The sequence below is a fragment of the Rhodococcus sp. OK302 genome, from assembly GCF_002245895.1.
In the GTDB taxonomy this organism is placed as follows: Bacteria; Actinomycetota; Actinomycetes; order Mycobacteriales; family Mycobacteriaceae; genus Rhodococcus_F.
Genome location: NZ_NPJZ01000001.1, coordinates 1,342,365 through 1,367,539 on the forward strand (window position 1 = coordinate 1,342,365; position 25,175 = coordinate 1,367,539).

Annotated in this window: 26 protein-coding genes; 19 read left to right on the forward strand and 7 right to left on the reverse strand. The window is 60.9% G+C overall.

Annotated elements, in window-relative coordinates; genetic code table 11:
* Window positions 1-6 precede the first annotated feature (6 nt).
* Together BDB13_RS06040 and BDB13_RS06045 are read right to left on the reverse strand one after the other, a co-directional pair.
* Entirely contained in the window at window positions 7-1,308 is a 1,302-nt protein-coding gene (locus BDB13_RS06040; protein ID WP_094270848.1) for a class I SAM-dependent methyltransferase, read from the reverse strand.
* A complete protein-coding gene (locus BDB13_RS06045) occupies window positions 1,305-2,750 on the reverse strand; it encodes an FAD-binding oxidoreductase (protein ID WP_176459700.1) in 1,446 nt (481 codons plus the stop codon). The genes BDB13_RS06040 and BDB13_RS06045 overlap by 4 nt, the downstream gene beginning before the upstream one ends.
* Window positions 2,751-3,053: 303 nt before the next feature.
* Between BDB13_RS06045 and BDB13_RS06050 the strand changes: the two genes are divergently transcribed.
* Window positions 3,054-3,488: an SRPBCC family protein gene (locus BDB13_RS06050; protein WP_094270849.1), complete on the forward strand. Its 435-nt coding sequence runs from the start codon at window positions 3,054-3,056 to the stop codon at window positions 3,486-3,488.
* On the opposite strand, the gene BDB13_RS06055 is transcribed toward BDB13_RS06050, so the two are convergent.
* From BDB13_RS06055 to BDB13_RS06065, 3 genes are all read right to left on the reverse strand, one after another.
* Complete coding sequence (locus tag BDB13_RS06055; protein ID WP_094270850.1) at window positions 3,485-4,963, reverse strand: alpha/beta hydrolase; 1,479 nt, start codon at window positions 4,961-4,963, stop codon at window positions 3,485-3,487. The two genes, BDB13_RS06050 and BDB13_RS06055, sit on opposite strands and share 4 nt — an antisense overlap.
* A complete protein-coding gene (locus BDB13_RS06060) occupies window positions 4,963-5,193 on the reverse strand; it encodes a hypothetical protein (protein ID WP_094270851.1) in 231 nt (76 codons plus the stop codon). Before BDB13_RS06060 ends, BDB13_RS06055 begins: the two co-directional genes overlap by 1 nt.
* Before the next feature lie 84 nt (window positions 5,194-5,277).
* On the reverse strand, window positions 5,278-6,096 hold the full coding sequence (locus BDB13_RS06065; protein ID WP_441347227.1) for an Rv3717 family N-acetylmuramoyl-L-alanine amidase: 819 nt from the start codon (window positions 6,094-6,096) through the stop codon (window positions 5,278-5,280).
* Between the two features lie 103 nt (window positions 6,097-6,199).
* Between BDB13_RS06065 and BDB13_RS06070 the strand changes: the two genes are divergently transcribed.
* The 4 genes from BDB13_RS06070 to BDB13_RS06085 all read left to right on the forward strand — a co-directional run bounded on the left by BDB13_RS06070 (window position 6,200) and on the right by BDB13_RS06085 (window position 9,265).
* Window positions 6,200-6,538: a YbaB/EbfC family nucleoid-associated protein gene (locus tag BDB13_RS06070; protein WP_441347178.1), complete on the forward strand. Its 339-nt coding sequence runs from the start codon at window positions 6,200-6,202 to the stop codon at window positions 6,536-6,538.
* Window positions 6,539-6,550: 12 nt separating this feature from the next.
* Window positions 6,551-7,171 (forward strand): recombination mediator RecR, encoded by a 621-nt coding sequence (gene recR / locus BDB13_RS06075; RefSeq protein ID WP_094270854.1) that lies wholly within the window; start codon window positions 6,551-6,553, stop codon window positions 7,169-7,171.
* Window positions 7,171-7,731: a TetR/AcrR family transcriptional regulator gene (locus BDB13_RS06080; protein WP_094270855.1), complete on the forward strand. Its 561-nt coding sequence runs from the start codon at window positions 7,171-7,173 to the stop codon at window positions 7,729-7,731. The genes recR and BDB13_RS06080 overlap by 1 nt, the downstream gene beginning before the upstream one ends.
* An 85-nt stretch (window positions 7,732-7,816) precedes the next feature.
* A complete protein-coding gene (locus BDB13_RS06085) occupies window positions 7,817-9,265 on the forward strand; it encodes an MFS transporter (RefSeq protein WP_094270856.1) in 1,449 nt (482 codons plus the stop codon).
* On the opposite strand, the gene BDB13_RS06090 is transcribed toward BDB13_RS06085, so the two are convergent.
* Window positions 9,249-9,839 carry a TetR/AcrR family transcriptional regulator gene (locus tag BDB13_RS06090; RefSeq protein ID WP_094270857.1) on the reverse strand — a complete coding sequence of 197 codons (591 nt, stop codon included), beginning with the start codon at window positions 9,837-9,839 and terminating at the stop codon, window positions 9,249-9,251. The genes BDB13_RS06085 and BDB13_RS06090 overlap by 17 nt on opposite strands.
* Window positions 9,840-10,176: 337 nt before the next feature.
* Here BDB13_RS06090 and BDB13_RS06095 point away from each other — a divergent pair, with 337 nt between their 5' ends.
* Together BDB13_RS06095 and BDB13_RS06100 are read left to right on the forward strand one after the other, a co-directional pair.
* Window positions 10,177-11,157: a phosphotriesterase family protein gene (locus BDB13_RS06095; RefSeq protein ID WP_094270858.1), complete on the forward strand. Its 981-nt coding sequence runs from the start codon at window positions 10,177-10,179 to the stop codon at window positions 11,155-11,157.
* A gap of 37 nt (window positions 11,158-11,194) precedes the next feature.
* Entirely contained in the window at window positions 11,195-12,031 is an 837-nt protein-coding gene (locus tag BDB13_RS06100) for an SDR family NAD(P)-dependent oxidoreductase (protein ID WP_254922727.1), read from the forward strand.
* Between the two features lie 83 nt (window positions 12,032-12,114).
* Here BDB13_RS06100 and BDB13_RS32815 read toward each other — a convergent pair whose 3' ends face one another.
* Window positions 12,115-12,384, reverse strand: coding sequence for a hypothetical protein (locus BDB13_RS32815; RefSeq protein WP_254922728.1), 270 nt, complete (start codon window positions 12,382-12,384; stop codon window positions 12,115-12,117).
* Window positions 12,385-12,683: 299 nt separating this feature from the next.
* Here BDB13_RS32815 and BDB13_RS06110 point away from each other — a divergent pair, with 299 nt between their 5' ends.
* Genes BDB13_RS06110 through BDB13_RS06165 form a run of 12 tightly spaced genes read left to right on the forward strand, consistent with a single transcriptional unit; the run spans window position 12,684 to window position 25,165 of the window.
* Window positions 12,684-13,238, forward strand: a complete 555-nt coding sequence (locus BDB13_RS06110) for an FAS1-like dehydratase domain-containing protein (protein WP_094274710.1) — start codon at window positions 12,684-12,686, stop codon at window positions 13,236-13,238.
* A complete protein-coding gene (locus BDB13_RS06115; RefSeq protein ID WP_094270859.1) occupies window positions 13,235-13,687 on the forward strand; it encodes a Zn-ribbon domain-containing OB-fold protein in 453 nt (150 codons plus the stop codon). Before BDB13_RS06110 ends, BDB13_RS06115 begins: the two co-directional genes overlap by 4 nt.
* Window positions 13,684-14,094, forward strand: coding sequence for a MaoC/PaaZ C-terminal domain-containing protein (locus tag BDB13_RS06120; protein ID WP_094270860.1), 411 nt, complete (start codon window positions 13,684-13,686; stop codon window positions 14,092-14,094). Before BDB13_RS06115 ends, BDB13_RS06120 begins: the two co-directional genes overlap by 4 nt.
* The gene (locus BDB13_RS06125) at window positions 14,091-15,272 is read left to right on the forward strand and encodes a lipid-transfer protein (protein WP_094270861.1); all 1,182 of its coding nucleotides are present in this window, start codon (window positions 14,091-14,093) and stop codon (window positions 15,270-15,272) included. Before BDB13_RS06120 ends, BDB13_RS06125 begins: the two co-directional genes overlap by 4 nt.
* Before the next feature lie 50 nt (window positions 15,273-15,322).
* Window positions 15,323-16,531, forward strand: coding sequence for a DegT/DnrJ/EryC1/StrS family aminotransferase (locus BDB13_RS06130; RefSeq protein ID WP_094270862.1), 1,209 nt, complete (start codon window positions 15,323-15,325; stop codon window positions 16,529-16,531).
* Window position 16,532: 1 nt separating this feature from the next.
* Window positions 16,533-17,369 carry an SDR family NAD(P)-dependent oxidoreductase gene (locus BDB13_RS06135; RefSeq protein WP_094270863.1) on the forward strand — a complete coding sequence of 279 codons (837 nt, stop codon included), beginning with the start codon at window positions 16,533-16,535 and terminating at the stop codon, window positions 17,367-17,369.
* A complete protein-coding gene (locus tag BDB13_RS06140; RefSeq protein ID WP_094270864.1) occupies window positions 17,366-18,496 on the forward strand; it encodes a steroid 3-ketoacyl-CoA thiolase in 1,131 nt (376 codons plus the stop codon). The genes BDB13_RS06135 and BDB13_RS06140 overlap by 4 nt, the downstream gene beginning before the upstream one ends.
* A 34-nt stretch (window positions 18,497-18,530) precedes the next feature.
* Window positions 18,531-20,741 carry an acyl-CoA dehydrogenase gene (locus BDB13_RS06145; RefSeq protein ID WP_094270865.1) on the forward strand — a complete coding sequence of 737 codons (2,211 nt, stop codon included), beginning with the start codon at window positions 18,531-18,533 and terminating at the stop codon, window positions 20,739-20,741.
* A 24-nt stretch (window positions 20,742-20,765) separates the two neighbouring features.
* Entirely contained in the window at window positions 20,766-21,992 is a 1,227-nt protein-coding gene (locus BDB13_RS06150; protein ID WP_094270866.1) for an acyl-CoA dehydrogenase family protein, read from the forward strand.
* A gap of 1 nt (window position 21,993) precedes the next feature.
* Window positions 21,994-23,115: an acyl-CoA dehydrogenase family protein gene (locus BDB13_RS06155; RefSeq protein WP_094270867.1), complete on the forward strand. Its 1,122-nt coding sequence runs from the start codon at window positions 21,994-21,996 to the stop codon at window positions 23,113-23,115.
* Complete coding sequence (locus BDB13_RS06160) at window positions 23,112-24,182, forward strand: MDR family NADP-dependent oxidoreductase (protein ID WP_094270868.1); 1,071 nt, start codon at window positions 23,112-23,114, stop codon at window positions 24,180-24,182. The genes BDB13_RS06155 and BDB13_RS06160 overlap by 4 nt, the downstream gene beginning before the upstream one ends.
* Before the next feature lie 59 nt (window positions 24,183-24,241).
* On the forward strand, window positions 24,242-25,165 hold the full coding sequence (locus BDB13_RS06165; RefSeq protein WP_094270869.1) for an SDR family NAD(P)-dependent oxidoreductase: 924 nt from the start codon (window positions 24,242-24,244) through the stop codon (window positions 25,163-25,165).
* Window positions 25,166-25,175: the final 10 nt, after the last annotated feature.

Here is a 25,175-nt window from a genome sequence, read left to right on the forward strand (position 1 = left end):
GTGGTACTACCCCTTCCACCACGGGCGCAGCGGCACATGCGCTTCACCCTTGGGGCCGAGTTTGACGGCCAGAACCTGGTGCAGCTGAACTACATTGCGCTCGAAGCCCAAGCGCGAGCCGGCCATGTAGAGGCCCCACACGCGAGCGGTGCCTTCGCCGACCTCCGCGACGCAGGCGTCCCAGTTGTCGACGAGGTTCTGGCACCAGCCGGCGAGGGTCAATGCGTAGTGTTCGCGGAGGTTTTCCTCATGCCGCACTTCGAGTCCCACGTTCTGGATCTCGGAGATGATGCGGCCCGAGCCCGTGAGCTCCCCGTCGGGGAAGACGTACCGGTCGATGAATCCGCCGGCCTTGGCGCTGCCGCGGTTGTCCGGACGCGTGATGCAGTGGTTGAGCAGGCGCCCACCTTCACGCAGTTTGTCCTTGAGGAATTCGAAGTACGCCGGGTAGTTTCCGACGCCGATGTGTTCGGTCAGGCCGATGGAAGATATTGCGTCAAAGCCTGTTTCGGCTACATCGCGGTAGTCGGAGAAGCGGACCTGGGCGAGATCCGCGAGCCCCTCGTCTTCGATGGCTTTTTGTGCCCAGTCTGCCTGTTCGCGTGAGAGGGTTACGCCGATAACTTTGACACCCCGACGTGCCGCGTAGCGGACCATCGAGCCCCAGCCGCAGCCGATGTCGAGGAGGCGGTCACCCTCGCGGAGTCCGAGTTTCTCGAACACCAATCGGTACTTGTTTTCCTGGGCCGCTTCCAGTGACTGTTCGGTGTTCTCGTAGGTAGCGCACGTGTAGGTCATGGAGGGGCCGAGTACGTACTCGTAGAAGGTGTTCGAGACGTCGTAGTGATGGTGGATTACTTCGGCGTCGCGAGTCTTGGAGTGGCGCAACCCTTCTGCGACGCGACGCCAGCGCGGGAGATGTTCCTGCGGCGGCGGAGCGATGGGGCGCAACAAATCCCATCCGAGAGAGCGCGTGATGCTGGCCAACGTCAATGCCGACGGTCGCTTCAGGTGAAGTTCGTCGCCCATGACGCGCAGGATCTCGTAGGGGTCGCCGGGATGAACGCCCTCGGCTTCGAGGTCGCCGGAGACGTAGGCCCTGGCCATGCCGAGGTCGCCGGGAGCCGTTGCGAGATAAGTAGTTCCGCGGGTGGACTTGAGGTGAAGCCCGTAGTCGGCGTCTTCCGGTCCTGCGACGGACCCGTCGTACGCGGTAAATCGTAGCGGCAACATGCCGTCGGAAAGTGTCTCTAGTATCTCCGCGATGGAGAGTTTCTCTTGGTTTTTGGAGTCCTTGAACGTGGTCATTTACGTTGCACCGCCTTAGAAAATAGATCCAATAAACGGGAATTCGGGTCGTAGTGTTCCTTGAGATGGGTGTATCGGTCGCCGCCGTAGTACTGGGCTTCGAAATCTTCTCTCGAGTAGTACGAGTCGGAGTACAGCGACTTGTGTCCGTCGAAGTCGCTGACCTTTTCTTCGATCAGTCGGTTGGCGGCGCCTTCGCGCTCGCCCGGAATGATGGGTACCGAGGACCAGAAGCCGATGTTGACGTAGGTGCGCTTGGGTTCCAACGGATAGAGGGGCCAAGGTCGAGAAGCCGAGGCCGCGGCCGGGCTGGGTTCACGAAGGCGTAACGGACACAACCACAATGGTTCGATCGGGATTTCCTGGAGGAACCAGGAAACAAAATCAGCTGTTCGTTCGATCGGGACCTCGACGTCTTGGACGACGCGCTCGCGCGGGGGATTGCCCTTGCGCTTTTCGAGGCGATCGCCGACGTCGTACTTGTGGTCGAGGGCGATCAGCTTCCAGTAGAAGCTACTGCGGAGGTACTGCTTGGGCCAGAAGCGCCGGATCTTGGGGTTTTGGGCACCGAAGGCCCTCGAGCACCAGAACCAGTCGGTGTCCCAGCGCCACAGGTAATCCCGGGTCGTGAGGCGATCGGTCTTGGGATGTATCAGCGATGGGTGCTGGATGGAGCGGTAGAAGATGTTCTCGTTGGTGTAGTCGCTGACCGGGCCGTCGTCGTCGGTTTGTACACCGAGAATGAGGTAGCTCTCGGTATCGGTAAAGACGACTCCGTCGAGGTAGTCGACTGCGACGCCGTCGTATTCACGGTCCGTGACGATGCGGTCCATCGTCGTTTCGAGTGCCTTCAGTGAATCGAAACGCAGATGGCGCAGCGCCACATACTTTTTGACCGGCTCCAAGGAAATCTTCAGCCGTGTCGAGTAGCCGAGAGTGCCGTAGGAGTTGGGGAAACCGAAGAACAGTTCGGCATGTTCACCGTCGGGGGTGGCGGTGATGATGTCGCCGCTTCCGGTGAGGATGTCGATCTCGAGGACGGACTCGTGCGGCAGTCCGTTTCGGAAGGACGTGGATTCGATTCCCAGGCCGGTGACGGCGCCGCCGAGGGTGATGGTCTTGAGCTGCGGCACGACAAGCGGCGCAAGCCCGTACGGGAGAGTGGCATCCACCAGATCCTCGTAGGTACACATGCCGGCGACATCCGCTGTCCGTGCCACTGGATCGACGGCAATCACGCCGGTGAGGCCGCTGACGTCGAGTCCGGGGGTTGACGTCTTGGCTCGGGTGCGGAAGAGGTTGGACGTCTTCTTTGCGAGTCTGACGGACCCGTCGGGAGGGATCGCGTGATACGACGCAAGGAGTCGTTTCACGCCTTCCCGGTGCTGCGCAAAACCTGTTTCGCGCGCGCCACCGGAACCCGGACGCTGACCTGTCCGGATTCGAGAGATCTTCGGAACTACCCCATTGAAAGAGAGAGTCACACCCCCGACGCTATCCCGCGCGTTCGGCGGAGGCCATCGGGAGGGGTCGAATTGGGTGAATTTGATCGAGTTGTTGCAAACGGGCACAGGTTTCCCATACCCATTGGTGAACCAGCTCACACGATCGGGGCAGATGGTCGAGATACCGGGCCGCAGCAGGCACTATTGAGAGAAGTGTCTGTGCGGAGCGGCAGGTAATCCACTTGTACGTATTCCGCGGTAATCGAGTCGCGGTAGTTGATAAAGGGAGACGCAGGGTAAATGGGTCAGGTCAGCGCACATAGTTCGATCGTCGTCGCTACGGCACCGGAGAAGGTGCTTGCGGCACTGACGGATTACGAGACGGTTCGCCCGCGCATTCTGTCGGAGCAGTACCTCGACTACAAGGTCGTGGAAGGCGGACAGGGCGACGGAACAGTTGTCCAGTGGACGCTCAAGGCAACTGAGAAGCGTTCACGCAACGTCGAGTCGACCGTCACGGTCGACGGCAACGTCATCACCGAGAAGGACGCCAACTCCAGTTTGGTGACCACGTGGACGGTTGCTCCCAACGGAGCCGGTACCACGGTGACGACGTTGACGCAGTGGAAGGGCGCGACGGGTATCGGCGGCTTTTTCGAGCGGACGTTTGCACCCAAGGGCTTGCAGAGCATCCAGAAGAAGGTGCTCGACAACCTCAAGCGTGAACTGGGCTAAGTAGTCCCGCTGATGATCCGGCCCAGAGTATTCAGGGCCGGATTTTCTGCATTCCAGTACTCGCCGTGGACGGCCAACCCTGGTGAACCGGGCGCGCTCTCGAAGACCTGAGCGCCGAATGCCGGGTCGGATGGATCGAATCCGTGTGTTCCGAGGACCTTCGGTACCAGTTGTACCGGATCCCAGAATGCTGTTGTCGCATAGACATGTTCACCCATGTCTGCAGCGGACGTCGAGTCGAGTCTCAAGTCACTGACGCGGTCCGCGTCGACGCCGGGGCTGGCGACGAAGACAAGATCGTCGACATCGAGTGAGGCGCCGCCGGTAGTGGCGGCGCCGATGACGGTACTGCCGTAGGAATGTCCGATCATCACGTTGTGGGAGGCCGGGCCGTCGTGTGAAGCGCGTAGTCCGTCCTGAAACTTGTCGAGTGCGGGTGCGGCGCCGTCGGCAAAGCTGTCGAAGCCTGCATCGGGAAGGCTTGGGGGAGCGTCATATCCGGACCAGAGTATGACCGAATTGGCAGACCCGGGCGAGGCTGCTCGCGCGGAGTTGAACATGGCGGTGGTCCGCGCAAGGTCTCCGTCGATTCCGCCGAGGCTGGTTCCGGTTCCGGGAACGAGAGTCGCGACATTGTCTGCGGTATCCGGGTTTCCGAGAGCAATCACGGCGTGCCCGTCGGTGCTGATGGACAGTAGAAACATGTCGGGCCGAAGTTCCGATGCGACGGCGGCATACGTGCGATCCGGGGATGTGCTCAATGAGTCCAGGTAGCGGCGGTTGTAGTAGTCGCGGTCCAGGGCGGGGAGTCCGTCACGGTTCCCGATTGTCGGATAGCGCGTCGCCAGGGAATCTTTTTCGCTGGGGGAGAGGGTATTCCAATAGGTGCTCAGTTCAGTGGGGTTGTCCGGCAATATGATCGGGCCACTGACCAAGGCGGACGGTGCCTCGAGCAGTTCGGAGAGTTGACGAAATGCGATCGCCAAGGCCGCATCGGAGTCGAGTTCGACGCGTTCCACGGTGTCGAGTGCTGCCGATAGGTTCCGGCCGAAAGTTACTGCCGTCTCTGCGTATTGGTTGTTCTGCAGAATATCTGCCACATTGATCGGCGAGAGTGGGGCGGGTGGGAAGACCTCGCCGATGTCGGTGACAGTCATCCCCGAGAATGTGGCCTCGTTGGCGATTGTTCTGGCCTCGCGGTATGCGTGTCCGAGCGTATTTGCTGCTCCGGCATGGAGATCCGCGATCGATCGCACGGCAATGGATATGCGGCTGGACGCACGGAGAGTGGTGGACAGGTGGGCGCCGGCAGCAGTTGCGGCTACACCTTTCCACGTAGCGAATTGGGCATCAGCCCGCTGTCGGCTCTCGTCGAGAATGTCTTCAACCCGCCGATCCGCCTCGATCAGTTGCGAACTCACCGTTCGCAGTGGTTCCGGCGACCACGCGCGAACTTCGGAGATGGTGGGACGCATTAGAACTGAATTCTGTGCAAGGCGTCTGTGAAGTCACGCTCCGCGGCCTCGAGCAGTCGGGAAGTGGCGGCAACACCGGACGCAAACCCGCTGATCCGTCCGGACAGAAACCGGTAGGCATCGGCAACCTCGTCGAGGGTATCGACGGTGATGATCGCGTCGGACTGGCTGTATAGATCGGCCGAAAACTGTTGTAGTGCTTCGAGATCTGCTTGAAGGATCGGGGCCATGTCAGAACGGTATCGGGCCGCACCCGATGTAACCGGACTGAATTCGAGCCTGTGGATAACCGTGAGTTATCCACAGGTCGCGCACTACGGGGTTGTGAGAAAAGCCTGCACACCGTTCGATACTGCCGACGCGTATTCGGCCTGTCCGGCGGGGCTACTCATGCGGGCTGCCTCGTCGGCGTTGCGCATGTTTCCGAGCTCCACGAGGATGGACGGCCGCTCCGAGAGATTGAGTCCGGTGAGATCGGCGCGCGGTGCCAGGCCGTCTTCACCGATATAGGTGGATGGCGTGAGGCCGGCATCGGTGAGGGAGTCGCGCATGGTCTCCGCGAATGCCACCGCAGGCCCGGCTTGGACGGGGTTGAGCGGCGGGGCGGAATAGCAGACGTGGAAGCCTTCGGCACTCGCCGTGGCTCCGTCGGCGTGGATGCTGACCACGACGTCGGCATCGGACGCGTTGGCCGAGTTGGCCCGGGCGTCGACGCATGGTCCGACGCTCGAATCATCGGGTCGGCTCAGGAGGACTGTGGCACCTTCGGCTTCGAGTTCGTTCTTCACCAGGCTCGCGACTTCCCAGTTGAAGGTGTGCTCGGGGAACCCTGCATCGGTGTTGGTGCCGGTGGTTTGGCAGTTCTTGCTTCCGCCGCGCCCGGTGGGTACCTGGGTGTTGATGGATGCGTCGTTCGAGCCACTGTGTCCGGGGTCGAGGAAGACGACCTTGCCGACAAGAGTCTCGGGAACGGTGTTGGCTGCGGGAACGGTAGTGGTCTCGGGAAGGCTGACGGCGACAGCAGCGGCCGCAGTGCTGACCGGGCCTGCCTCGGCGGTCTCGGTGGGGATCGTGCAGCCCGCGGTGGCGAGTGCGGCAGCGAGGCCGATCGAGAGGGCAGCGCAACGCAATATCGTTGACGAGAGTTGACGGTGATTTGACTGGTTCCGGCGCACCCGCTCACGGTAGCGCGCACCGACTACCCTGGTGTGGATAACTCTGTAGAAAGGACCGCTAGTGCAACCAGGTGAAATGCCAGATATGTCCGCATTGTTGGCTCAGGCTCAGCAGATGCAGCAGCAGTTGATGGCTGCGCAGCAGGAAATGGCACAGGCGGAGGTCACCGGCCAGGCCGGTGGCGGACTCGTCATTGCCACAGTCAAGGGCACCGGTGAGGTGGTCGGTCTGCAGATCGATCCCAAGGTCGTGGACCCTGACGACGTCGAAACTCTTCAGGATCTTGTGATCGGTGCCATCGAAGACGCGTCGCGCAAGGCTCAGGAAGTGGCAGCGGAGAAGCTCGGCCCCTTGGCCGGCGGACTCGGCGGAGGCCTCCCCGGCCTCCCCGGTTTCTAGAGACGAGACCACGTGTACGAAGGTCCGGTTCAGGATCTGATCGACGAACTCGGGAAACTTCCCGGGGTCGGGCCCAAGAGTGCTCAGCGCATCGCTTTTCATCTTCTCTCGGTCGAGCCGACTGCGATCGACCGTTTGACGAACGCCCTGGCGCGCATCCGCGACGGAGTCCAGTTCTGCACGGTGTGCGGAACTGTCTCCGATCAGGAGAAGTGCAGAATTTGTGCTGATTCTCGTCGGGACCGAACGATCATCTGCGTCGTCGAGGAACCCAAAGACGTTCAGGCTGTGGAGCGTACGAGGGAATTCAAGGGGCGCTACCACGTTCTCGGTGGCGCACTCAATCCGTTGTCCGGCATCGGACCCGATCAGCTTCGCATACGGGAGTTGTTGGCTCGCATCGCAAATCAGGAGGACGGTGTCGACGTGGCCGAGGTGATCATTGCCACCGACCCCAACACCGAGGGTGAGGCGACGGCAACGTACCTTGTCCGCATGATGCGAGATATTCCGGGCTTGACGGTGTCGCGCTTGGCTTCCGGGCTTCCCATGGGCGGCGATCTCGAGTTCGCGGACGAGTTGACGTTGGGCAGGGCACTGTCCGGGCGCCGTGAATTGTCCAGGAACGCCTGATGAGTGGTGCGCACACTGGGCGTCGTAGCTCGGAAGAGACGCGGGCCCAGATCGTCACGTCCGCCGGCAAGGCATTTGCCACGCGTCCGTACCGCGAGATCACGCTCAAGGACATTGCCGAGGACGCCGGCGTCAGCGCGCCGCTGATTATCAAGTACTTCGGCTCGAAAGAGCAGTTGTACGACGAGTTGGTCGACTTCCGGGCTGCGGCAATCACGGCCTTCGACGCGCCCGACGAGGCACTTGGCGAGCGGTTGGTGTCGCTGTTCACCAAGCCGCTCGAATCGTACAAGCCACTGTCCATGAGCTTGCTGTTCATGAGCGGCGTCAGCGAGGAGAGCAACCGCAAGCTGCGCGAGAACTATTCGACGCAGATGATCGACACCTTGGCGGCGCGGTTGTCGGGCCCGAATGTGCGGCTCCGTGCCGAGTTGGCGATGTCGATGGTGGCGGGGGTGGCCATCATGCGTCGGCGGATGCTGGCGGGTCATGCGACGGGCACTCAGGACGAGGTTGTGGCGATGTATGCGCCGCTCGTGCAACAACTTCTCGATGGGTGATCGTCGCCACACTACTTGCTGGTAAATGTCCGTTCACCTACATTAGGTGAACGGATATTTACCTTCTGAGGCAGGCGGTGAGGGTTTGACGACGCTCGACCGTGCGCCAGTTCCATCGACTGTCTCAGCCCGCTCACGTTTTCTTTTTCCGATTGTTGTCGCAGCGGCCGTTTTTCAAGCCGTGCTGCAGACGGTCATCGTCCCGCTGCTTCCCGAACTTCCGCACTTCACCGGTGCCAGTCGCACGGCAGTGTCCTGGCTTGTCACCGTCACTCTGTTGGTCGGTGCCGTTGTCACGCCCATTTTCGGGCGTCTGGCCGACATGTTCGGCAAGAAGAAAATGCTGTTGGTCGCGTTCTCCTTGATGACGCTGGGTTCGATGTTGTGCGCGATCTCCTCGGATATTGCGGTTTTGATCTTTGCGCGAGCACTTCAGGGCGCCGGATCTGCAGTGATCCCCATCGGAATTTCGCTCCTGCGCGACGAACTTCCGCGCAACAAGGTCAACGGTGCTGTCGCCATGATGAGTTCAACGCTGGGAGTCGGTACAGCGCTGGGCATTCCGTTCTCCGCGATGATCGCTCAGTATTCGAACTGGCACGTGCTGTTCTGGATAACCACGGGGATCGGATTGTCGGTGACACTCGCCGCAGTGGTGTTCATTCGCGAGTCGGAAGCCAATCCGTCGGGCAGATTCGACGGCGTTGGCGCCGTGGGACTGAGTGCGGCGCTCATCCTGTTGCTGGTACCCATCACTCAGGGCAGTAGCTGGGGGTGGGCCAGCGGTTCGGTGATCTCGATGCTGTCCACGTCGCTGGTTCTCTTTACACTCTGGGTATTTCAGCAGCGACGCAACGTCAACCCCCTTGTCGATGTCCGGGCGTTGGTGAAGCGTGCCGTGCTGATCCCGCATATCGCGGCGTTGCTCGTCGGCTTCGCCTTCTTTGGAAACACCTTGATCACAACACAATTGCTGCAGGGTGCGAAAGGGCCGGGCGCAGGCTACGGACTGACCATCATCTCCGCCGCGCTCTGTCAGATTCCCGCCAGTATCGCGATGGTGTTGTTCTCTCCGGTGGCAGTACGGATCACGGACCGCTACGGTTCCCGGACGGCAATGTTGGCTGGTGCAGTTTTTCTGGCCGGCGGCTACGGCATCCACGCCGTTGCCGGTAAGCCCCTCTGGGGAGTGGTTGCGGCATTGGGTATTACGGCTGTCGGAACGGCAATCGTCTACAGCACACTGTCGCTGCTCATTCTTGTTGCGGTGCCGCGTCAGCGACTCGCTGCCGCGAACGGCGTCAACTCGCTCCTGCGAACGTCCGGAAGCACCCTTTGCAGTGCGACGGTCGCGACGGTTCTGGCTGCTTTTGTCGTCAGCGGCAGTGAGCATTCCACGTCGTGGACGGGTTTTGCTGTTGCCTATCTGGTGTGTGCGGGCTGCGCCGTGGTTGTCTTTGCCGTGTCCCTGTTACTTCCGCAGGGCCGAACCCCCAAGGATCTCGAGTTACCGGAACTCACTCGCGCACGGTGATGCGGAATCCGGAGAGGAAGAGCGTGATCATCAGGTCCGCGAATTCCTCGGTTGTGTATCTCTGACGGTCCGGCCAGTGCGTAGTCGACCACAAGGTGTCTCGCACGGATCGGTAGAAGATCTCGGGAGCGACGTCCTTGCGGAAGATGCCTTGATCGACGCCGGCCGCGATGGCTTTCAGCCAGTGCTCGCGAACTTGCCGTGACGGGATGTCGACGGACTGCAGCAGATCGTTGTCGCGAAGATAGGCGCGATCGTTCTGATAGATGGCTGTCGGGAAGGGGTGGAGTTCGATGACGAGCAGCGTTTCCCGGATCAGGCCTCGTAGGACATCTTCGGGACCTTCGGCAGTCTTCGCCACCTGGTCGAAGCGCTCTTGGATGTCGGTCATGAATCCGCGAAGTAGCTCCGCGACAATCGCGTTCTTGGATTTGAAGTAGTGGTAGAGGCTGCCGGAGAAGACGCCGGCAGCCTCTCCGATGTCGCGAACAGTTGTGGACGCGACGCCTTTCTGTGCGAACAATTCCGCTGAGCTTTCGAGGATTTTCTCTCGACGATCCGGTGTGGCTGCCACGTGGTCTCCGCTGGTGAAGGTCCTGCTCCGAGCAGGCGTTTTCTTAATTCTCGACGTACCGCAATCCTGCCTGATGGCTCGGGTTCGGAACCGACCAGGTGTGTCCCGACGTGGAGACCCTTGTCCTTGCTCGCCAATGTGCCGGTGGGATCGCGTATTTCAACTTTCGTGATCCTATGCTACTTTCGAGATCAAGCGCTTGGTCAACTCTTGCCGAGAGGGTGGGCTCAGTTGGATTGTGCTTATCCAGTGGCCGATCGGCCCGCGTAGCGCTTCCTGCGCGAACCGCCACAAATCCTTGTTCGTCTGCGCGACAGATATCAGTCGAGGAGCTCCTATGTCACCGCTGTACACAGTTCGCGGCCCCATAGACACCGCCGAACTCGGACGAACATACATGCACGAACATGTATTCGTTCTGAGCGCCGATACGCAGCAGAATTATCCAGAAGAGTGGGGTGATGAGGACGTGCGGGTCGCTGACGCGATCTCGAAGCTATCGGCACTAGTAGCACAGGGGGTTCGAACAATTGTCGACCCGACAGTGGTCGGTTTGGGTCGATACATCCCGAGGATTCAACGAATCGCGGAACAAGTACCCGGATTGAACATCATTGTGGCTACTGGCCTGTACACCCAAGACGAAGTTCCGTACTTCTTTCGACACCGCGGACCAGGCATCGGGGAGGGAATCCCGGACCCGATGGTGGACCTCTTCGTCAAAGACATCGAAGAGGGAATTGCAGATACCGGCGTACATGCTGGTCTACTCAAATGTGCGATTGATCAACTTGGACTGACGTCCGGAGTAGAGCGGGTCATGCGTGCGGTGGCGAAAGCGCACCACCGAACTGGAGTTCCCATCATGGTGCACACGCACCCCGAAACTCGTTCTGGCCGACACATCCAGAAGATCCTGTGTGAACAAGAAGGCGTTCAGCCACACCGGATCGTCCTTAGTCACAGCGGTGACACTGATGACGTCGAGCATTTGACGGAACTCGCGGAGGCGGGGTTCATCCTTGGCATGGATCGATTCGGCATCAATGTCGAGACGACATTCGAAACCCGCGCCGACACCCTGATCGAGATGTGCCGTCGGGGATTTGCTGACCAAATGGTGCTGTCCCATGACGCGGCATGCTACGCGGATTGGTCTGAGCCCTCGGCGTTAGCCGCGTTTCCTCAGTGGAACTACCTGCACCTCGCGAACGATGTGCTGCCTTACGTGCGGAAACGGGGAGTTACAGAGGAGCAGATCACGGCAATGCTCGTTGATACACCGCGGCGGTACTTCGAAGGTGTAGCTCGTTCATGACTACTGACGGTATGACTAGGGAGATTGAACTTCCACATTGAATATCGTCCACATCATCAACAATTCCATTTCCGCAAAGGTCGCAACCGATAGAAAGATGGAAATTATGAGTCAGAAGTTGCCTCTCGAAGGTCGCGTGGCCCTGGTTACGGGCGCAGGCCGAGGTGTTGGAGCTGGAATTGCAATGTCTCTGGCGTCGGCAGGTGCACAAGTTATCGTAAATGACCTCTATCAAGAACGGGCAGAATCGGTCGCAGAATCGATTACCGCAGCGGGTTTCAGTGGCACTGCCTATGCTTTCGATGTCATGGGACCGGACCTAGTTGAGTCTGCCGTATCCAACATCGCAAAGGAGTTTGGGGGCATCGACATACTTGTTCATAACGCTGGAATAATTGAAGGAGGTGGCCGACCAAATAAACTTGCGGACATGCCGGTCGAAGATTGGCAACTACAAATCGAACTAAACTTGGTTGCCATGATTCGTCTTGTGCAACTTGTTATTCCACTGCAAATTGACCGGGGATGGGGGCGCCTTATCCAAATTTCTTCCGGAGCCTCATCCCGTGGTCTTTCGATTGGCGTCTCGGCTTACGGTGCGGCGAAGGCAGGTACAGAGTCTCTTATCAGGCATATTGGCGTTGAATACGGCGCAGAGGGAATAACTGCAAACGCTTTGGCTTTGGGATTAATGGAAGGGATCCACCAAAACCAAGACTCGGGCGTACAAAAGCTAATCAAGAATATTCCCGTAGGACGGCTTGGAAGGCCTTCCGACGTTGGAGCTGCTGCAGTTTGGTTATGTAGCGAGGGTGGAGGCTTTGTGAACTCCCAAGTCATTCATCTTAACGGCGGGACCGTCTTCGGTCGTTGAAATTTTACGTCGGGTGGTGTGGGTCATGTAGAGCTGACCCACACCACTCGACGTTTACGCGAGTGCTCCGAATGATTCGCGTGCTACAGGGTGACCGCGAAATGCGATCGCGCCGGAGCCATTGGCAGTGGGTACGCCAGCAGAAAAGTTGAAGCATTTGCTGCTGGGGTGGCCCTGAATGCCGAGAGGACGAGCGTAATCATCAGATCCGCACACTCGTCGGTGGTGTACTTCTGGCGGTCCGGCCAATACGTCGTCGACCAGAGGGTATCGCGCACCGTTCGATAGAAGATCTCGGGGGCAATGCCCTTGCGGAAGATACCTTGATCGATGCCCTCGGCGGTCGCTTTCATCCAATGCTCGCGGACTTCGCGGGACGGGCCGTCGACGGATTGCGGGAGATCGTTGTCGCGCCGGTATGGCTGTCTCGTGCACTTGGTCGAAGCGCAGCTGAATGTCGGTGATGAAGTTTCGCACGAGCTTGGCGACTATCGCGTTCTTCGACTTGAAGTAATGGTAGGGGGCTGCCGGAGAACACGCCGGCCGACTCTCCGATCTGACGAACGGGATCACGTATTTCAGCTCTCGGGTTCCTATGCTAACTTCAGCATCAAGCGCTTGCTCAACTCTCGTGAACGTGGAGGATTTTTCAGTGGAGAACCTGGAGAAACAGTTTCCGCAATTCATCGGCACGGAGGCCGAACCGCCGCGTGTCGCGCGCTACGCCGTCAACGAGGCGATGATCCGAAACTGGGTCGAAGCGCACGACGACAACAACCCCATCTACGTCGACGCCGACGCTGCCCGCGCTACCGGTAGGCGCGGTGTCGTCTGCCCGCCCGCGATGATCTCGACCTGGGTGATGTCCGGATATCGCCGTTACCGGGAAGTTCAACAACTTCGGAAAGACGGCGCCGTCGAGGACTTTTCCTACTCGAGGCTGCTGGCACTGCTCGACGGGGCGGGCTACACCTCGGTAGTCGCGACGAACGTGGAGCAGGAGTACTTCGCGGAACTGAGTCCCGGCGATCAGGTCACCGCGCACTTCACCATCGAGTCCATCTCACCGTTCAAGCAGACCGGCCTCGGGCACGGGTGCTTCATCACTCTCTTCAAGAACTACGTCGACGCAGCCGGAAAGACTCTGGTGGAAGAGCGATTTCGACTGCTCCGATTCAACCCTGACACGCAGGAGGTGCCCGCATGAGCGAGGCCGCAGTACCGACCAGCCCAGCACCGGTTCCCCGGACCTCGGTGCCCGGACTTACCGTCACCGGAGACAATTCTTTCTTCTTCGAAGCTGCGAAGGAGGGCCGTCTGGAAATCCAGCGCTGTGCGGATTGCAAGACCTTGCGGCACCCGCCGGCACCGGCGTGCCCGTCGTGCCGCTCGTTCAGTTGGGACACAGTCGAATCGACGCGACGCTGCACCCTGCACAGTTTCACCGTCCTGCACCACCCCAAGGATCCGGCGTTCGACTACCCACTGGCGGTCGGACTGGTCGATCTCGAAGAAGGCACCCGCCTGGTCGCGGACATCGCCGGAATCGACCACGACGAACTGGAATTCGGCATGGAACTCGAAGTCGGCTTCTCCGAGCACGCGCATGGCGAGATCTTGCCGCAGCTCCGTCGTCGCGGGCAGAGTCCGTCATGAGCTTTCTCGACTGCGTAGTCGGCACTGGTCTGCCTGCACTCGAACTACCGCTGGACCGCACGCTCATCGTGGCAGCCGCGATCTCTTCGCAGGACTTCGAGGACGTCCATCACGATCCGGGCAAGGCTCAGGAACGTGGAACGCCGGACGTCTTCATGAGCATCAACTCCACCAACGGGTTCATCGACCGGTACGTCACCGACTGGTCCGGCCCGGCGTCGCGGATTGTCAAAATCGCACTGAGGCTTGGTGTTCCGAACTTCGCCGGCGACACGATGACCTTCACCGGCGAGGTAGTGGAGAAGGACGGTTCAACCGTGACCGTCGCCGTGCAGGGGCGCAACGAACGAGGAACGCACGTCACCGCCACGGTGACGGTGACGTCTGTGGAAGGGGCAACGGCATGAGTCGAGGATTTTCCGGAGCAGCAGCGATCGCCGGAATCGGAGCCACGGAATTCTCCAAGAACTCCGGGCGCAGTGAATGGCAGTTGGCCTGCGAATCCGTCATGGCGGCACTCGACGACGCGCAGATCGAAGCCGAAGAAGTGAACGGTTTTGCGCTGTTCACCATGGAGAACAACCCGGAGATCGCCGTCGCCCGGGCCCTCGGTATCCCCGAACTGACGTTTTTCAGTCGCATCCCGCACGGCGGCGGTGGTGCGTGCGCACCCGTTCAGCAGGCCGCGCTGGCCGTCTCGAGTGGAGTCGCCGACGTCGTTGTCGTCTACCGGGCATTCAACGAACGATCAGGTCACCGATTCGGTTCCGGCCCACCGCCTTTCGCGTACAACCAGTCGACTGATCAGGAATACCGCAACTGGATCAACCCCTACGGACTTCTTACTCCGGCTCAGCAGGAAGCGTTCCTGGCCAAGCTCTACATGCACAAATACGGCGCCACCAGTGCCGATTTCGGGCAGATCTCGGTTCTCTCACGCAAGCATGCTGCCAACAACCCCAAGGCCTGGTTCTACGATCGTCCCATCACCATCGAGGATCATCAGAACTCGCGCATGATCGCCGACCCGATTCGTCTGCTGGACTGCTGCCAGGAAAGTGACGGCGGGCAGGCGCTGGTCATCGTGAGTGCAGAGCGGGCGCGGGATCTGCCGCACAAGCCGGCAATCATCACGGGTGCAGCTCAAGGTGTTGGTCCCCAACAGATTTCGATGAGTAGTTACTATCGTGACGACATCGACAGCATGCCCGAGGTCGAGCTTGTCGCACGTCAGTTGTGGAACCAGGCCGGAATCGGTGTAGACGACATCGATGCTGCCATCCTCTACGACGCATTCACTCCGATGGTGCTGCTCCAACTCGAGGAATACGGGTTCTGTGGACGCGGCGAGGCCAAAGACTTCATTGCGGACGGCAATCTCGAACTGGGAGGCCGACTTCCGATCAACACCAACGGTGGTCAGCTTGGTGAAGGCTACATCCACGGGGTCAACGGAATCGCCGAAGGCGTCCGGCTGATCCGCGGCACCTCCACCAACCAACCTCCGAAGACCCTGAACAACGTCCTGGTGACCGGCGGCTCGCCCGTCCCGCACAGTGCGCTTGTTCTCTCCGCGGATCACTGATTTTCATCGATCACTGAATCTGCACTCCACGTTGAAAGAAAGCAGGAACTATGAACGAGCGGATCACCTATGCGCGGGCTACCCACGGCGAAGAGGAAATTCAGGCGGTAGTCGACGTCCTGCGCAGCGGAAATCAAGGACTGCGTATCGGCAAGAACGTGTTCGAGATGGAAGAACGCATTGCAGCCTTGGCGGGCAAGAAGTTCGGTGTCATGTGCAACTCCGGTTCCTCCGGGTTGTACCTGGCGGTCGAGCTTCTCGGCCTGCCTGCGGGCAGTGAGGTCATCACCTCACCGCTGACGTTCTCCACCGACATCGCACCGATCGTGCGTGCCGGCCTCGTGCCGGTGTTCGTGGACGTCGAGCCCAACACGTTCAACGTCGACGTCACCAAGATCGAGGCCATGGTCACCGAGAAGACCGGTGCCATCCTGATGCCGAACCTGGCCGGCAACTGCCCCGACTGGGACGTCATCCGCGACATCGCGGATCGCCACGGGCTCAAGGTCATCGAGGATTCCTGCGACGCGATCGGCGCCACCCTCCGCGGTACACCCACCGGTTCGCGCGCGGATATCGTCGTTACCAGCTTCTCGATGGCACACATCATCACGTGCGCCGGCACCGGCGGCATGGTGTTGGTCGACGACGAAGCGAGTCGCGACAAAGCGCTGCTGCTTCGCCGTTGGGGCCGACGTAGCGAGCCGAACCTGTTCGGTAGCACGAAGACCGGTCGCGTGTTCCGGGAAGAGCTCGACGGCGTCGACTACGACAACGATTTCATTTTCGAGCTTATGTCGTGGAATTTCGAACCATCCGAACTCGGTGCCGCCTACGGCGTCGTGCAGCTCGACAAGCTCGAACAGAACTACAAGACACGTAAGGCCACGTTCGCGGCCTTCACTGCGGCATACAGTGCGCATCCCGAATTCTTCACACCCCCAGTCGAACTGGACGGTCTGGATACGGCCTGGTTGTGCTACCCGGTGATGATCAACGAGGACGCTCCCTTCACGCGTAGCGATATGCAGGAAGCCATCGAAGCCGACGGTATCGATACGCGAACTGTGTGGAGTGGCAACGTCACTCGCCATCCGATGATGAACAACATCGAATACCGTCAGCCGGCCGAAGGATTGCCGGAAGCTGACGCAGTTTTCGAGCGCGGTATGACTCTCGGTATGAGTCACGGCTTGCGCGAAGACGAGGTCGTTCGGATTGCGGAGAGCATCAACCGCTTTGCTTCGAGGTGGAAGTAGCATGACGAGACGTTTCGAAGGTCGCCGGGCGCTGGTCACCGGTTCAAGTCGTGGAATCGGTGCGGGTGTCGCGGAGCGACTGGCAGCGGAGGGCGCCGACGTCGTTTTGGTGGCTCGAACGCTCGGCGCACACGCAACCCTGCTGGGCAGCCTCGAGGAAACCGCTGCTCGAATTGCGAAGTACGGAACCAAGGTTGAGATTGTCGTCGCGGATCTGACGGACGAACAGCAGCGTGACACCGTTGTGCCGCAGGCGATCGAGAAGATCGGCGGGACTATCGACATCCTGGTGAACAACGCGGCAGCAGCGATCTACGCGCCGTTGTCCGAATACCCGCTCCGTCGGCGGCGTGTGGTCTTCGAGGCAAACGTCCACGCGCCACTCGATCTGATGCAGGCAGTAATACCCGGCATGGTGGCACAGGGTTTCGGCTGGATCGTCAATGTGTCCAGTGGAACCACGAAGCAGTGGCAAGGTCCGCCGTTCACGTTGATCGAACCGGGAACAGCGATGACCGTGTACGGAGCCTCCAAGTCGGCGCTGAACCGCATCAGTAACGGCATGGGTGCCGAACTTTACGGCGCGGGTGTGCGCGTCAACACGATCGAACCGCGGGCAGCAGTGCTCAGTGAGGGCGCAAGAGTCCTGGTCGGTGAGACTATCCGTCCGGATCAGGTCGAATCTATGGAACAAATGGTGGAAGCGGTCACAGCGCTGTGTGATTGCGACACCGAGTTCACCGCACAATCATGCGTCAGCCTGGACCTGATCGACGATTGGTCATTGATCGTCCGCGGTCTCGACGCAGCAGAACTTCGAACCGAGGAAATGACATGAACCCCGTCATCGTCGACGCAGCACGCACGCCGTTCGGGAAGCGGGACGGCTGGCTGTCCGGAGTCCACGCGGCCGAACTGTTGGGATATGCGCAGTCCGGTGTGCTCGATCGGGTGGGAGTAGATCCGAATACCGTCGACCAGGTGATCGGCGGCTGCGTGACGCCGCTCGGGGAGCAGTTCGGCAACATCGTTCGTACGTCCTGGATGCACGCGGGTCTTCCGCTGAAGGCGGGTTGCACCACCATCGACGCGCAGTGCGGCACGGCGCAGCAGTCGGTGCAGTTGCTGGCCGGTCAGATCGCCATCGGCGCCGTCGACGTCGGCATTGCCTGTGGGGTGGAACTGATGTCGCGGGCTCCGCTCACCTACAAGGTGGGCACGGGCCTCGGAACACCCCGACCCGAGTCGTGGTCACTCGACACCGTGGATCAGTACACGGCCGCCGACCGGATCGCCGTCAAGCGCGGTTTCTCGCGCGCAGATATTGACGCCTTCGGGCTTCGCTCGCAACAGCGTGCCGCTGCCGCCTGGGATGCCGGACGATTCGACAAGCACATTATCGACGTGTCGGTTCCGGAGTCCGATGTTCCGATTCACCGCGATCAGGGGCTTCGGGAGTCGAGTTTGGAAGGCCTCGCGAAACTGCGCACCGTCCAGGAAGGCGGATTGCATACAGCCGGAACATCTTCGCAGGTGTCGGATGGGGCGAGTGCTGCCGTGCTGATGTCGGAGAACCGTGCTGCTGCGTTGGGCGTGCGTCCGCGGGCGAAGATATTGGCGCAGTGCGTTATCGGTGGTGACACGGAGTTCATGCTCGACGGTCCTGTGGACGCAGCGTCCATAGTGCTGGAACGGACGGGCCTGACGATTGCCGACATCGATCTGTTCGAGGTCAACGAGGCGTTTGCCTCGGTGCCCATGTCGTTTGCGCAGGTGCACGGCGTCGACCAGGATCTGCTGAACGTCAACGGTGGTGCCATTGCGCTGGGGCACCCGGCCGGAGCAACCGGTATTCGACTGTTGGCCAATGCGATCGACGAACTGGAACGACGCGACAAGTCCATCGCCCTCATCGCGATCTGCGCGTCAGCCGCAACCACCTGCCTGATTCTCGAACGTATCTGACGCCCCAGTAGAACCGAAGATTGAGGAACCAGCCATGGCCCTGCCCCTGCTCGAAGACCACCGTGATCTCGCCGAAGCGGTAGCCGCATTCGCGGCCCGCGGCGGTGTAATTGCCGACACCCGAGCCAATTTCAAGCGGTACGCCGCCGGTGATCGTCCGGATTCCTGGGATTCGCTGGTAAACCAGGGATTGCACGCCGTGCATCTGCCGGAGGTATACGGCGGCGACGGTGCCTCGCTCGCAGAACTTGCGGTGGTTGTCGAACAGTTGGGCATGGCTCTCTATCCCGGATCGTACGTCCCGACCGTTGTCACCGGCGGAATTCTCGCGACCGGTTCCGGTAGCGCGGCAGCAACAATGTTGAGTGAGTTGGGCGCTGGAGCTACCGGAGCTGTGTCCACGGGTGTCGGGGTAGAGGCAGTCCGCACCGAAACCGGCTGGAGCGTCACCGGTACATCGGATCCGGCCCTGGGTCTACCGGGCGCGGATGTTGTTCTTGTACAGGCCCAGAGCAGCGAAGGTGAACTGTGGTTCCGGCTCACCCCGGCTGCCACAGCGGTAGTCGAGGTCGAGGACGGTATTGACCTGACACGGGCGATCGGCACGTTGACGCTGACCGGTCACCCGGTATCGGACGCGGAGATCGTAGATGGTCTGCTGCCGCAGCGTGTCGAGCTGATCGTCAATACCGTGTACGCCGCGGAGGCGAGTGGACTTGCGGCTTGGGCGCTGCGCACCGCTGTCGACTACGTCAAGACGCGAGAGCAGTTCGGTCGCCCCGTCGGCAGTTTCCAGGCAGTTCAGCACAAAGCTGCCATGATGCTCGTGCGCTCCGAAATTGCCTGTGCAGCAGCCTGGGATGCAGCACGGTCGGAAGACCACGACGTGGATCAGCAGCAGCTCGTTTCCGCTCAGGCGGCGCTGGCGGCGTTGCCCATCGGGATCGAGAACGCGCTCGAATGTGTCACATTGCTTGGCGGTGTCGGCTTCACCTGGGAGCACGATGCGCACTTGTATTGGCGTCGTGCACTGAGCATTGCGGCCGTTGTCGGTTCGGAGGAGAGGTGGGCGCACACACTGGGGGAACGCTCCGCCGATGCTGTTCGCGACTTCTCGTTCGTTGATCCCGACCTGTTGCCGGAATTGCGCGCCGATGTGCGCCGCGTCTTCGCTGACGTCGAGTTGCTGCCTGATGACGGAACCACCGCCGCAAGTTGGGCTCCGGCGAAGGGGAGTGCTCGGCGCGCACGTTTTGCCGAGGCGAAACTTGTTGCACCGCACTATCGAGCCCCGTATGGGCTGGGAGCGGGACCCAAGGAACAGGCTGTCATCGCCCATGAGTTCGCCACGCGCGGATGGGCGCAACCGTCCACTGTGATCGGTGAGTGGGTGCTTCCGACGATCCTCGAACACGGCAATGCCGAGCAGCACGACAGGTTCGTCGATCCCACGCTGCGCGCCGACATCATCTGGTGCCAACTCTTCAGCGAACCCGGCGCAGGCTCCGATCTCGCTGGGCTGAGCACCAAAGCACGTAAGGTCGACGGCGGCTGGATCATTTCGGGGCAGAAAGTCTGGAACTCGGGTGCACACGAGGCGGATTGGGGCGTCTGCCTCGCCCGCACCGACGCGGATGCACCGAAACACCGGGGACTGTCCTACTTCTTGGTCGATATGACATCGAAGGGCGTCGACGTCCGGCCGCTCAAGCAGTCGACAGGCAAGTCGGAGTTCAACGAGGTGTTCCTCGACGAGGTGTTCATTCCGGACGACTGCCTTGTCTCCGAACCGGGCCAAGGTTGGAAGCTTGCCGCGACAACATTGTCGAACGAGCGCCTGAGTATGGGCAGCACATTGCATCATGGTTCGAGCGATCAGTTCCGAACCGTCATCGCCGACGGTAGTCACGATTGCTCGAGGGAAGACGCCGTAGAAGGATTGGGTCACAGCATCTCTCGTGAGCTGGCACTATCTGCCATGAACCTGCGCGGCGTCTCGGCCCGCCTGGCCGATCAAGAACCCGGCGCCGAGATCAGCGTCTCGAAGGTGTACAACGCGCTGGCTCAGCGCGAAGGGTCGCGAGATTTGCTCCGTTTGTTGGGACCCCGTGCGGCAGTGGTTGATCCGAAGGCAAACTACGCCATCGACCACATCGGATTGCCCTCCATTCTGTTCGGCGGCGGAACCGTCGAAATTCAACTTAACGTCATCGCGCAGCGCGTTCTCGGCCTGCCGCGCTCCTAGCTCTCACTCTCGAGGAGTTTCACCATGTACCTGGATTTGTCCGAGGAGTCGAAGACTCTGCGCAAGGAATTGCGCGCGTACTTCGCCGAGATCATCAACGAAGACGACCGCCGCGCGTTGGTCGACCAAACCGAAGGCGGCCCCGTCTTCGACCGCATACTGCGTCAGATGGGTAAGGACGGCTGGTTGGGCCTGGGCTGGCCGGAGGAATTCGGTGGCCGGGGTGAGAACCCCGAAGCTCTGTACGTGTTCTACGACGAGGTTATCCGTGCGAATGCGCCACTGTCCCTGGTCACGCTCAACACCGTCGGCCCCGCACTGATCAAGCACGGAACGCAGGCGCAGAAAGACTTCTTCCTGCGGCCGATCCTGGCCGGCGAGTTGATCTTCGCTATCGGATACACCGAGCCGAACGCCGGTACCGATCTCGCTGCCCTCGAAACCCGCGCGCGTATCGACGGTGACGATCTGGTCATCAACGGCAACAAGATCTTCACCAGCGCCGGTGTTTTCGCAGACTGGGTGTGGCTGGCCGTCCGCACCGATCCGGATGCGCCGACCCACGAAGGTATTTCTGTGGTGCTGGTGCCGACCAGTGCTCCCGGTTTCTCAGTGACCGAAATTCACACCATCGGCGGAATTAGCACCTCGGCAACATATTATGAGGATGTTCGTGTGCCACTCTCCAATGTTGTCGGTGAACTCAATCAGGGCTGGAAGCTCATCACCAACCAGCTCAACCACGAACGTGTGGCATTGGCAGCTCGCGGCGGTGTCGCCAACGAACTCTTTGCCGAGGTAGTCGAGTGGGCGAAGGCCGAGCCGGCCGGTGACGGCTGTGTCTACGACATCGGCTGGGTGCGCGAGAAACTGGCCGAGATCTACGCCCTGCTCAGTGCTGCCGATCTGATGAACCTCCGACTGGTCGCGGATGTCGCGGCGAACACCTTGGGTGGTGGAGACTCTGCTGCCGCCAAGATCTTCGGCACCGAAGCAGTGGTGAGCGCGTACGGAATGCTGCAAGAAATCCTGGGAGCCAAGGGGCTGTTGCGTCCGGGAACGCCAGGAGCGGCGCTCGAAGGCCGCGTCGAAAACCTGGGCCGGCGCGCCCAGAACAACACCTTCGGCGGTGGCACCAACGAAGTGATGCGTGAAATCGTCGCCGCCAAATGTCTGGGTATGAGGCTCGCCGCGCGTCGTCGACCTGTTGTCGTATCGAAAGACACTGCCGTACCAAACGAGAAGAGCTGACATGGAATTCGAATTCGACGACAACCTGTCCGCAGTGCGGGATCTGGGTGAGTCGATCTTTTCCGCCAAGTCTACCGTCGATCGATTGCGTGAGGTCGAGAAGTCGGGTGGTTTCGACGCGGAATTGTGGAAGGTACTCGCCGATTCCGACCTTCTCGGAATCGCCCTGCCTGAAGAGGCTGGTGGTGCAGGTCTCGGAATGCTCGGTCTCGCTGCAGTTCTCGAGCAGCAGGGCCGACGCGTCGCTCAGGTCCCACTGTGGTCGGTTGTAGCCACCGCAGCCTTGCCGATTGCCGAGTTCGGCAGTCCGGAGCAGAAAGCGTCGTGGCTTCCAGGCCTGCTCGACGGTTCCGTGATCGTCGCGGGTGCTTTCGAGACTGGTCACGGCGCTGATCTGCCGGTCCGGGCGGAGGCGTCGGGTGATGGTTGGACTCTCTACGGAACTGTCGAATCGGTGGCTGCTGCCGATGTTGCTGTGGCACTGGTTGTTCCGGTAGGAATGCCCGGCGGTGGCACGAGCGTGATGATCGTGCCCGCCGAACGTCTCGTCCGTACCACGCTGAACGTGACCAATCACGAGAGCAACAGTGCGGTGAGCTTCGACGGAGCAGTCGTCACAGCTGCCGACGTTCTTCCGGGTGACGGAACAGCTATTTTCGATTGGACGCTGCGACGAGCACGGGTTGCGCTGGCAGCCTTGGCTGTTGGTGTGTGCGAAGAAGCACTGGCCATGACCGCGAAGTACACGTCCGAGCGCATCCAGTTCGGTCGACCGATCTCCACCAACCAGGCGGTGTCGGTGCGCGCTGCCGATGCGTATCTCGACACCGAGAGCATTCGCTTGACCGCGCAACGCGCAGCGTGGCTGATGGACACGGGAGCGGAGGGCGAAGCGGAAGCTGCTGCACTCGTAGCCAAGTGGTGGGCGTCGCGTGGTGGACTGCGAGTCGTCCACGCTACCCAGCACCTGCACGGCGGAATCGGCGCTGACATCGACTACCCGATCCACCGCTACTTCCTGTGGGGTCGTCAAATCGCGTTCTCCCTGGGGAGCGCGGGCGCGGTCGGCATGGAACTGGCCAATGTTCTGGAGAAGGGCGCGTCGATCGGCGCACCTGTATGACCACGGGGGAGAACTTGGCGGTGCGCGTGCTTCGCGCACCGCAGGGACTTCCACGTGCAGAGGACTTTGCGATCGCCGCAGCCGAGATTCGGCAACCGCAAGACGGCGAGGTGCTGTTCCGGGCCTGCTATCTTGCGATCGATCCCAGTGCCCGTCGGCGGCTGCCTGCCTCCGACGGGCGTCCGGGTCCACTCGGCGCGGTGGCCGGGATCGGCGATATCGTTCTGGCCGGGGTGAGCCCACCGCAGGCAGGCCTCGATGGTGCGTTGGTGGGTGAGGTTGTCGCGTCGCGGCATCCGGATTTTGCGCCGGGCGACTTGGTCCGTGGCGGGAATACCTGGCAGGTGTTTCACACGGTTCGCGGCGAGTATCTGGACTTGTTGGAACCCCGTCCGGGATTTCAGTTGGAAGCGGAGCTGGGAGTGCTCGGTAGGCCGGGGTTTGTGGCGTACTGCGGACTGAACTTCGCGGCAAAGCTCGAAGCCGGTATGACGGTGGTGATCTCGGCTGCCGGCGGCGCCGTCGGGATGGTGGCAGGACAAATGGCTGCGCTGGCCGGCGCCCGCGTTGTCGGAATTGCAAGTGGCGACAAGGTCGCCTATGTCGTGAATGAACTCGGTTTTGCAGAATGCATCGATCGGACGAACGAGACGATCTCTGCGGGATTGGCGAGGACCTGTCCGGAAGGTGTCGACGTCTACTTCGACAACGTGGGCGGTGAGACGTTGGCCGCGGTGTTCGAGCAGCTCAACGACTTCGGTCAGGTTGTCGTGTGCGGGATGGCAAGTGAGTACAACGGAGCCGAAGCCGACTTCGGCCCACCTTTGCGCCCTGTACTTCGTAAGCGACTGAAAATTCAGGGCTTTGTGGTCTACGACCACTACAAGCATTATCCGCGTTACCGCGAGTGGGCGCTCGAACAACTCGATGCGGGACGGCTGCGTTACCGCGTGGACGTCGTAGACGGGTTGGAGAATGCCCCGCGGGCGTTGGCAAACGTTCTGACCGGCCGGAACCGAGGCCGTCAGCTTGTACAACTTGGTCCGTTACCACACGTCTTGGGTTAGCGGACACGCCAAGGAACACAGCCCGACACGGTGGTCGGGGAAACGGAAGGTGTATCGGCATGACGAATGACAGCACCACAGCCGCAGGCCTTGCGGTCGTCACGGGTGCGAGCCGAGGAATCGGGCGGGCGATAGCGAGACGTATTGCAGCAGAGGGAATACCCGTTGCGGCAGTCTCTCGCACGTTGCGTTCGGGTGATGGCAATCTTCAGGGCTCGCTCGAGGAAACCGTCGAATTGATTACGGCGGCAGGTGGAACCGCGCAGAGCTTTGCCGTCGATCTGGGTGAACCCGATCTCGATCGCGGCGCTCTGATCGCCCGAATCGAGGAAAGCTTCGGGCGCCCGGTGAGCATCCTCGTCAACAACGTTGCCGCGTCCCGGCGCTACGAGAGACTCTTTGCGGACATGCCGAGAGAGTGGTTCTACGACTCCGTCGAAACGAACGTGTGGAACACCTGGGACCTGATGAAGGCGGTCATCCCGAGCATGCGCGCGAACGGTGCGGGATGGATCGTCAATATTTCGTCCCGGCAGGCCGGTCCGCGCGTCGGTCCGCCGTTTGCGCCGCATCCGCTGGCCGGTTCTGTCTTGTACGGCGGAACGAAGGCGATGATCGACCGCATCAGCACGGGATCCGCGATGGAACTGTACGGCGATAACATCGCTGTGAATTCGCTTGCGCCCAACCGTGGCGTCGCGACCGAGCACGCTGCCGCAGCGGTTCCGGGATGGCCGTCCGAGCCCGAGGACACGATGGCCGAGGCGGCGCTGCTGCTCTGCACTGCCGAACCGTCCGAGGTAACCGGCCGAGTGGCGTTCAGCCTGCCACTACTGAAGGAATTCCGACGCTCGGTTCATGCACTCGATGGCAGCGGACTGTTGGAGGGCTGGCAACCCGACGATCTCGACGAGAACGGTTTTCCGGGGCACTACCTCACCTTCAATCCGCCGGCGCCGGTGCCGGCAGAACTGCTGAAGTAGGGAGCTAGAT

Coding starts and splice junctions, on each gene's coding strand:
- BDB13_RS06040 (WP_094270848.1), bottom strand. CDS start 1,308: ATGACCACGTTCAAGGACTCCAAAAACCAAGAGAAACTCTCCATCGCG.
- BDB13_RS06050 (WP_094270849.1), top strand. CDS start 3,054: ATGGGTCAGGTCAGCGCACATAGTTCGATCGTCGTCGCTACGGCACCG.
- BDB13_RS06055 (WP_094270850.1), bottom strand. CDS start 4,963: ATGCGTCCCACCATCTCCGAAGTTCGCGCGTGGTCGCCGGAACCACTG.
- BDB13_RS06060 (WP_094270851.1), bottom strand. CDS start 5,193: ATGGCCCCGATCCTTCAAGCAGATCTCGAAGCACTACAACAGTTTTCG.
- BDB13_RS06080 (WP_094270855.1), top strand. CDS start 7,171: ATGAGTGGTGCGCACACTGGGCGTCGTAGCTCGGAAGAGACGCGGGCC.
- BDB13_RS06095 (WP_094270858.1), top strand. CDS start 10,177: ATGTCACCGCTGTACACAGTTCGCGGCCCCATAGACACCGCCGAACTC.
- BDB13_RS32815 (WP_254922728.1), bottom strand. CDS start 12,384: ATGAAAGCGACCGCCGAGGGCATCGATCAAGGTATCTTCCGCAAGGGC.
- BDB13_RS06115 (WP_094270859.1), top strand. CDS start 13,235: ATGAGCGAGGCCGCAGTACCGACCAGCCCAGCACCGGTTCCCCGGACC.
- BDB13_RS06120 (WP_094270860.1), top strand. CDS start 13,684: ATGAGCTTTCTCGACTGCGTAGTCGGCACTGGTCTGCCTGCACTCGAA.
- BDB13_RS06125 (WP_094270861.1), top strand. CDS start 14,091: ATGAGTCGAGGATTTTCCGGAGCAGCAGCGATCGCCGGAATCGGAGCC.
- BDB13_RS06130 (WP_094270862.1), top strand. CDS start 15,323: ATGAACGAGCGGATCACCTATGCGCGGGCTACCCACGGCGAAGAGGAA.
- BDB13_RS06135 (WP_094270863.1), top strand. CDS start 16,533: ATGACGAGACGTTTCGAAGGTCGCCGGGCGCTGGTCACCGGTTCAAGT.
- BDB13_RS06140 (WP_094270864.1), top strand. CDS start 17,366: ATGAACCCCGTCATCGTCGACGCAGCACGCACGCCGTTCGGGAAGCGG.
- BDB13_RS06145 (WP_094270865.1), top strand. CDS start 18,531: ATGGCCCTGCCCCTGCTCGAAGACCACCGTGATCTCGCCGAAGCGGTA.
- BDB13_RS06150 (WP_094270866.1), top strand. CDS start 20,766: ATGTACCTGGATTTGTCCGAGGAGTCGAAGACTCTGCGCAAGGAATTG.
- BDB13_RS06155 (WP_094270867.1), top strand. CDS start 21,994: ATGGAATTCGAATTCGACGACAACCTGTCCGCAGTGCGGGATCTGGGT.
- BDB13_RS06160 (WP_094270868.1), top strand. CDS start 23,112: ATGACCACGGGGGAGAACTTGGCGGTGCGCGTGCTTCGCGCACCGCAG.
- BDB13_RS06165 (WP_094270869.1), top strand. CDS start 24,242: ATGACGAATGACAGCACCACAGCCGCAGGCCTTGCGGTCGTCACGGGT.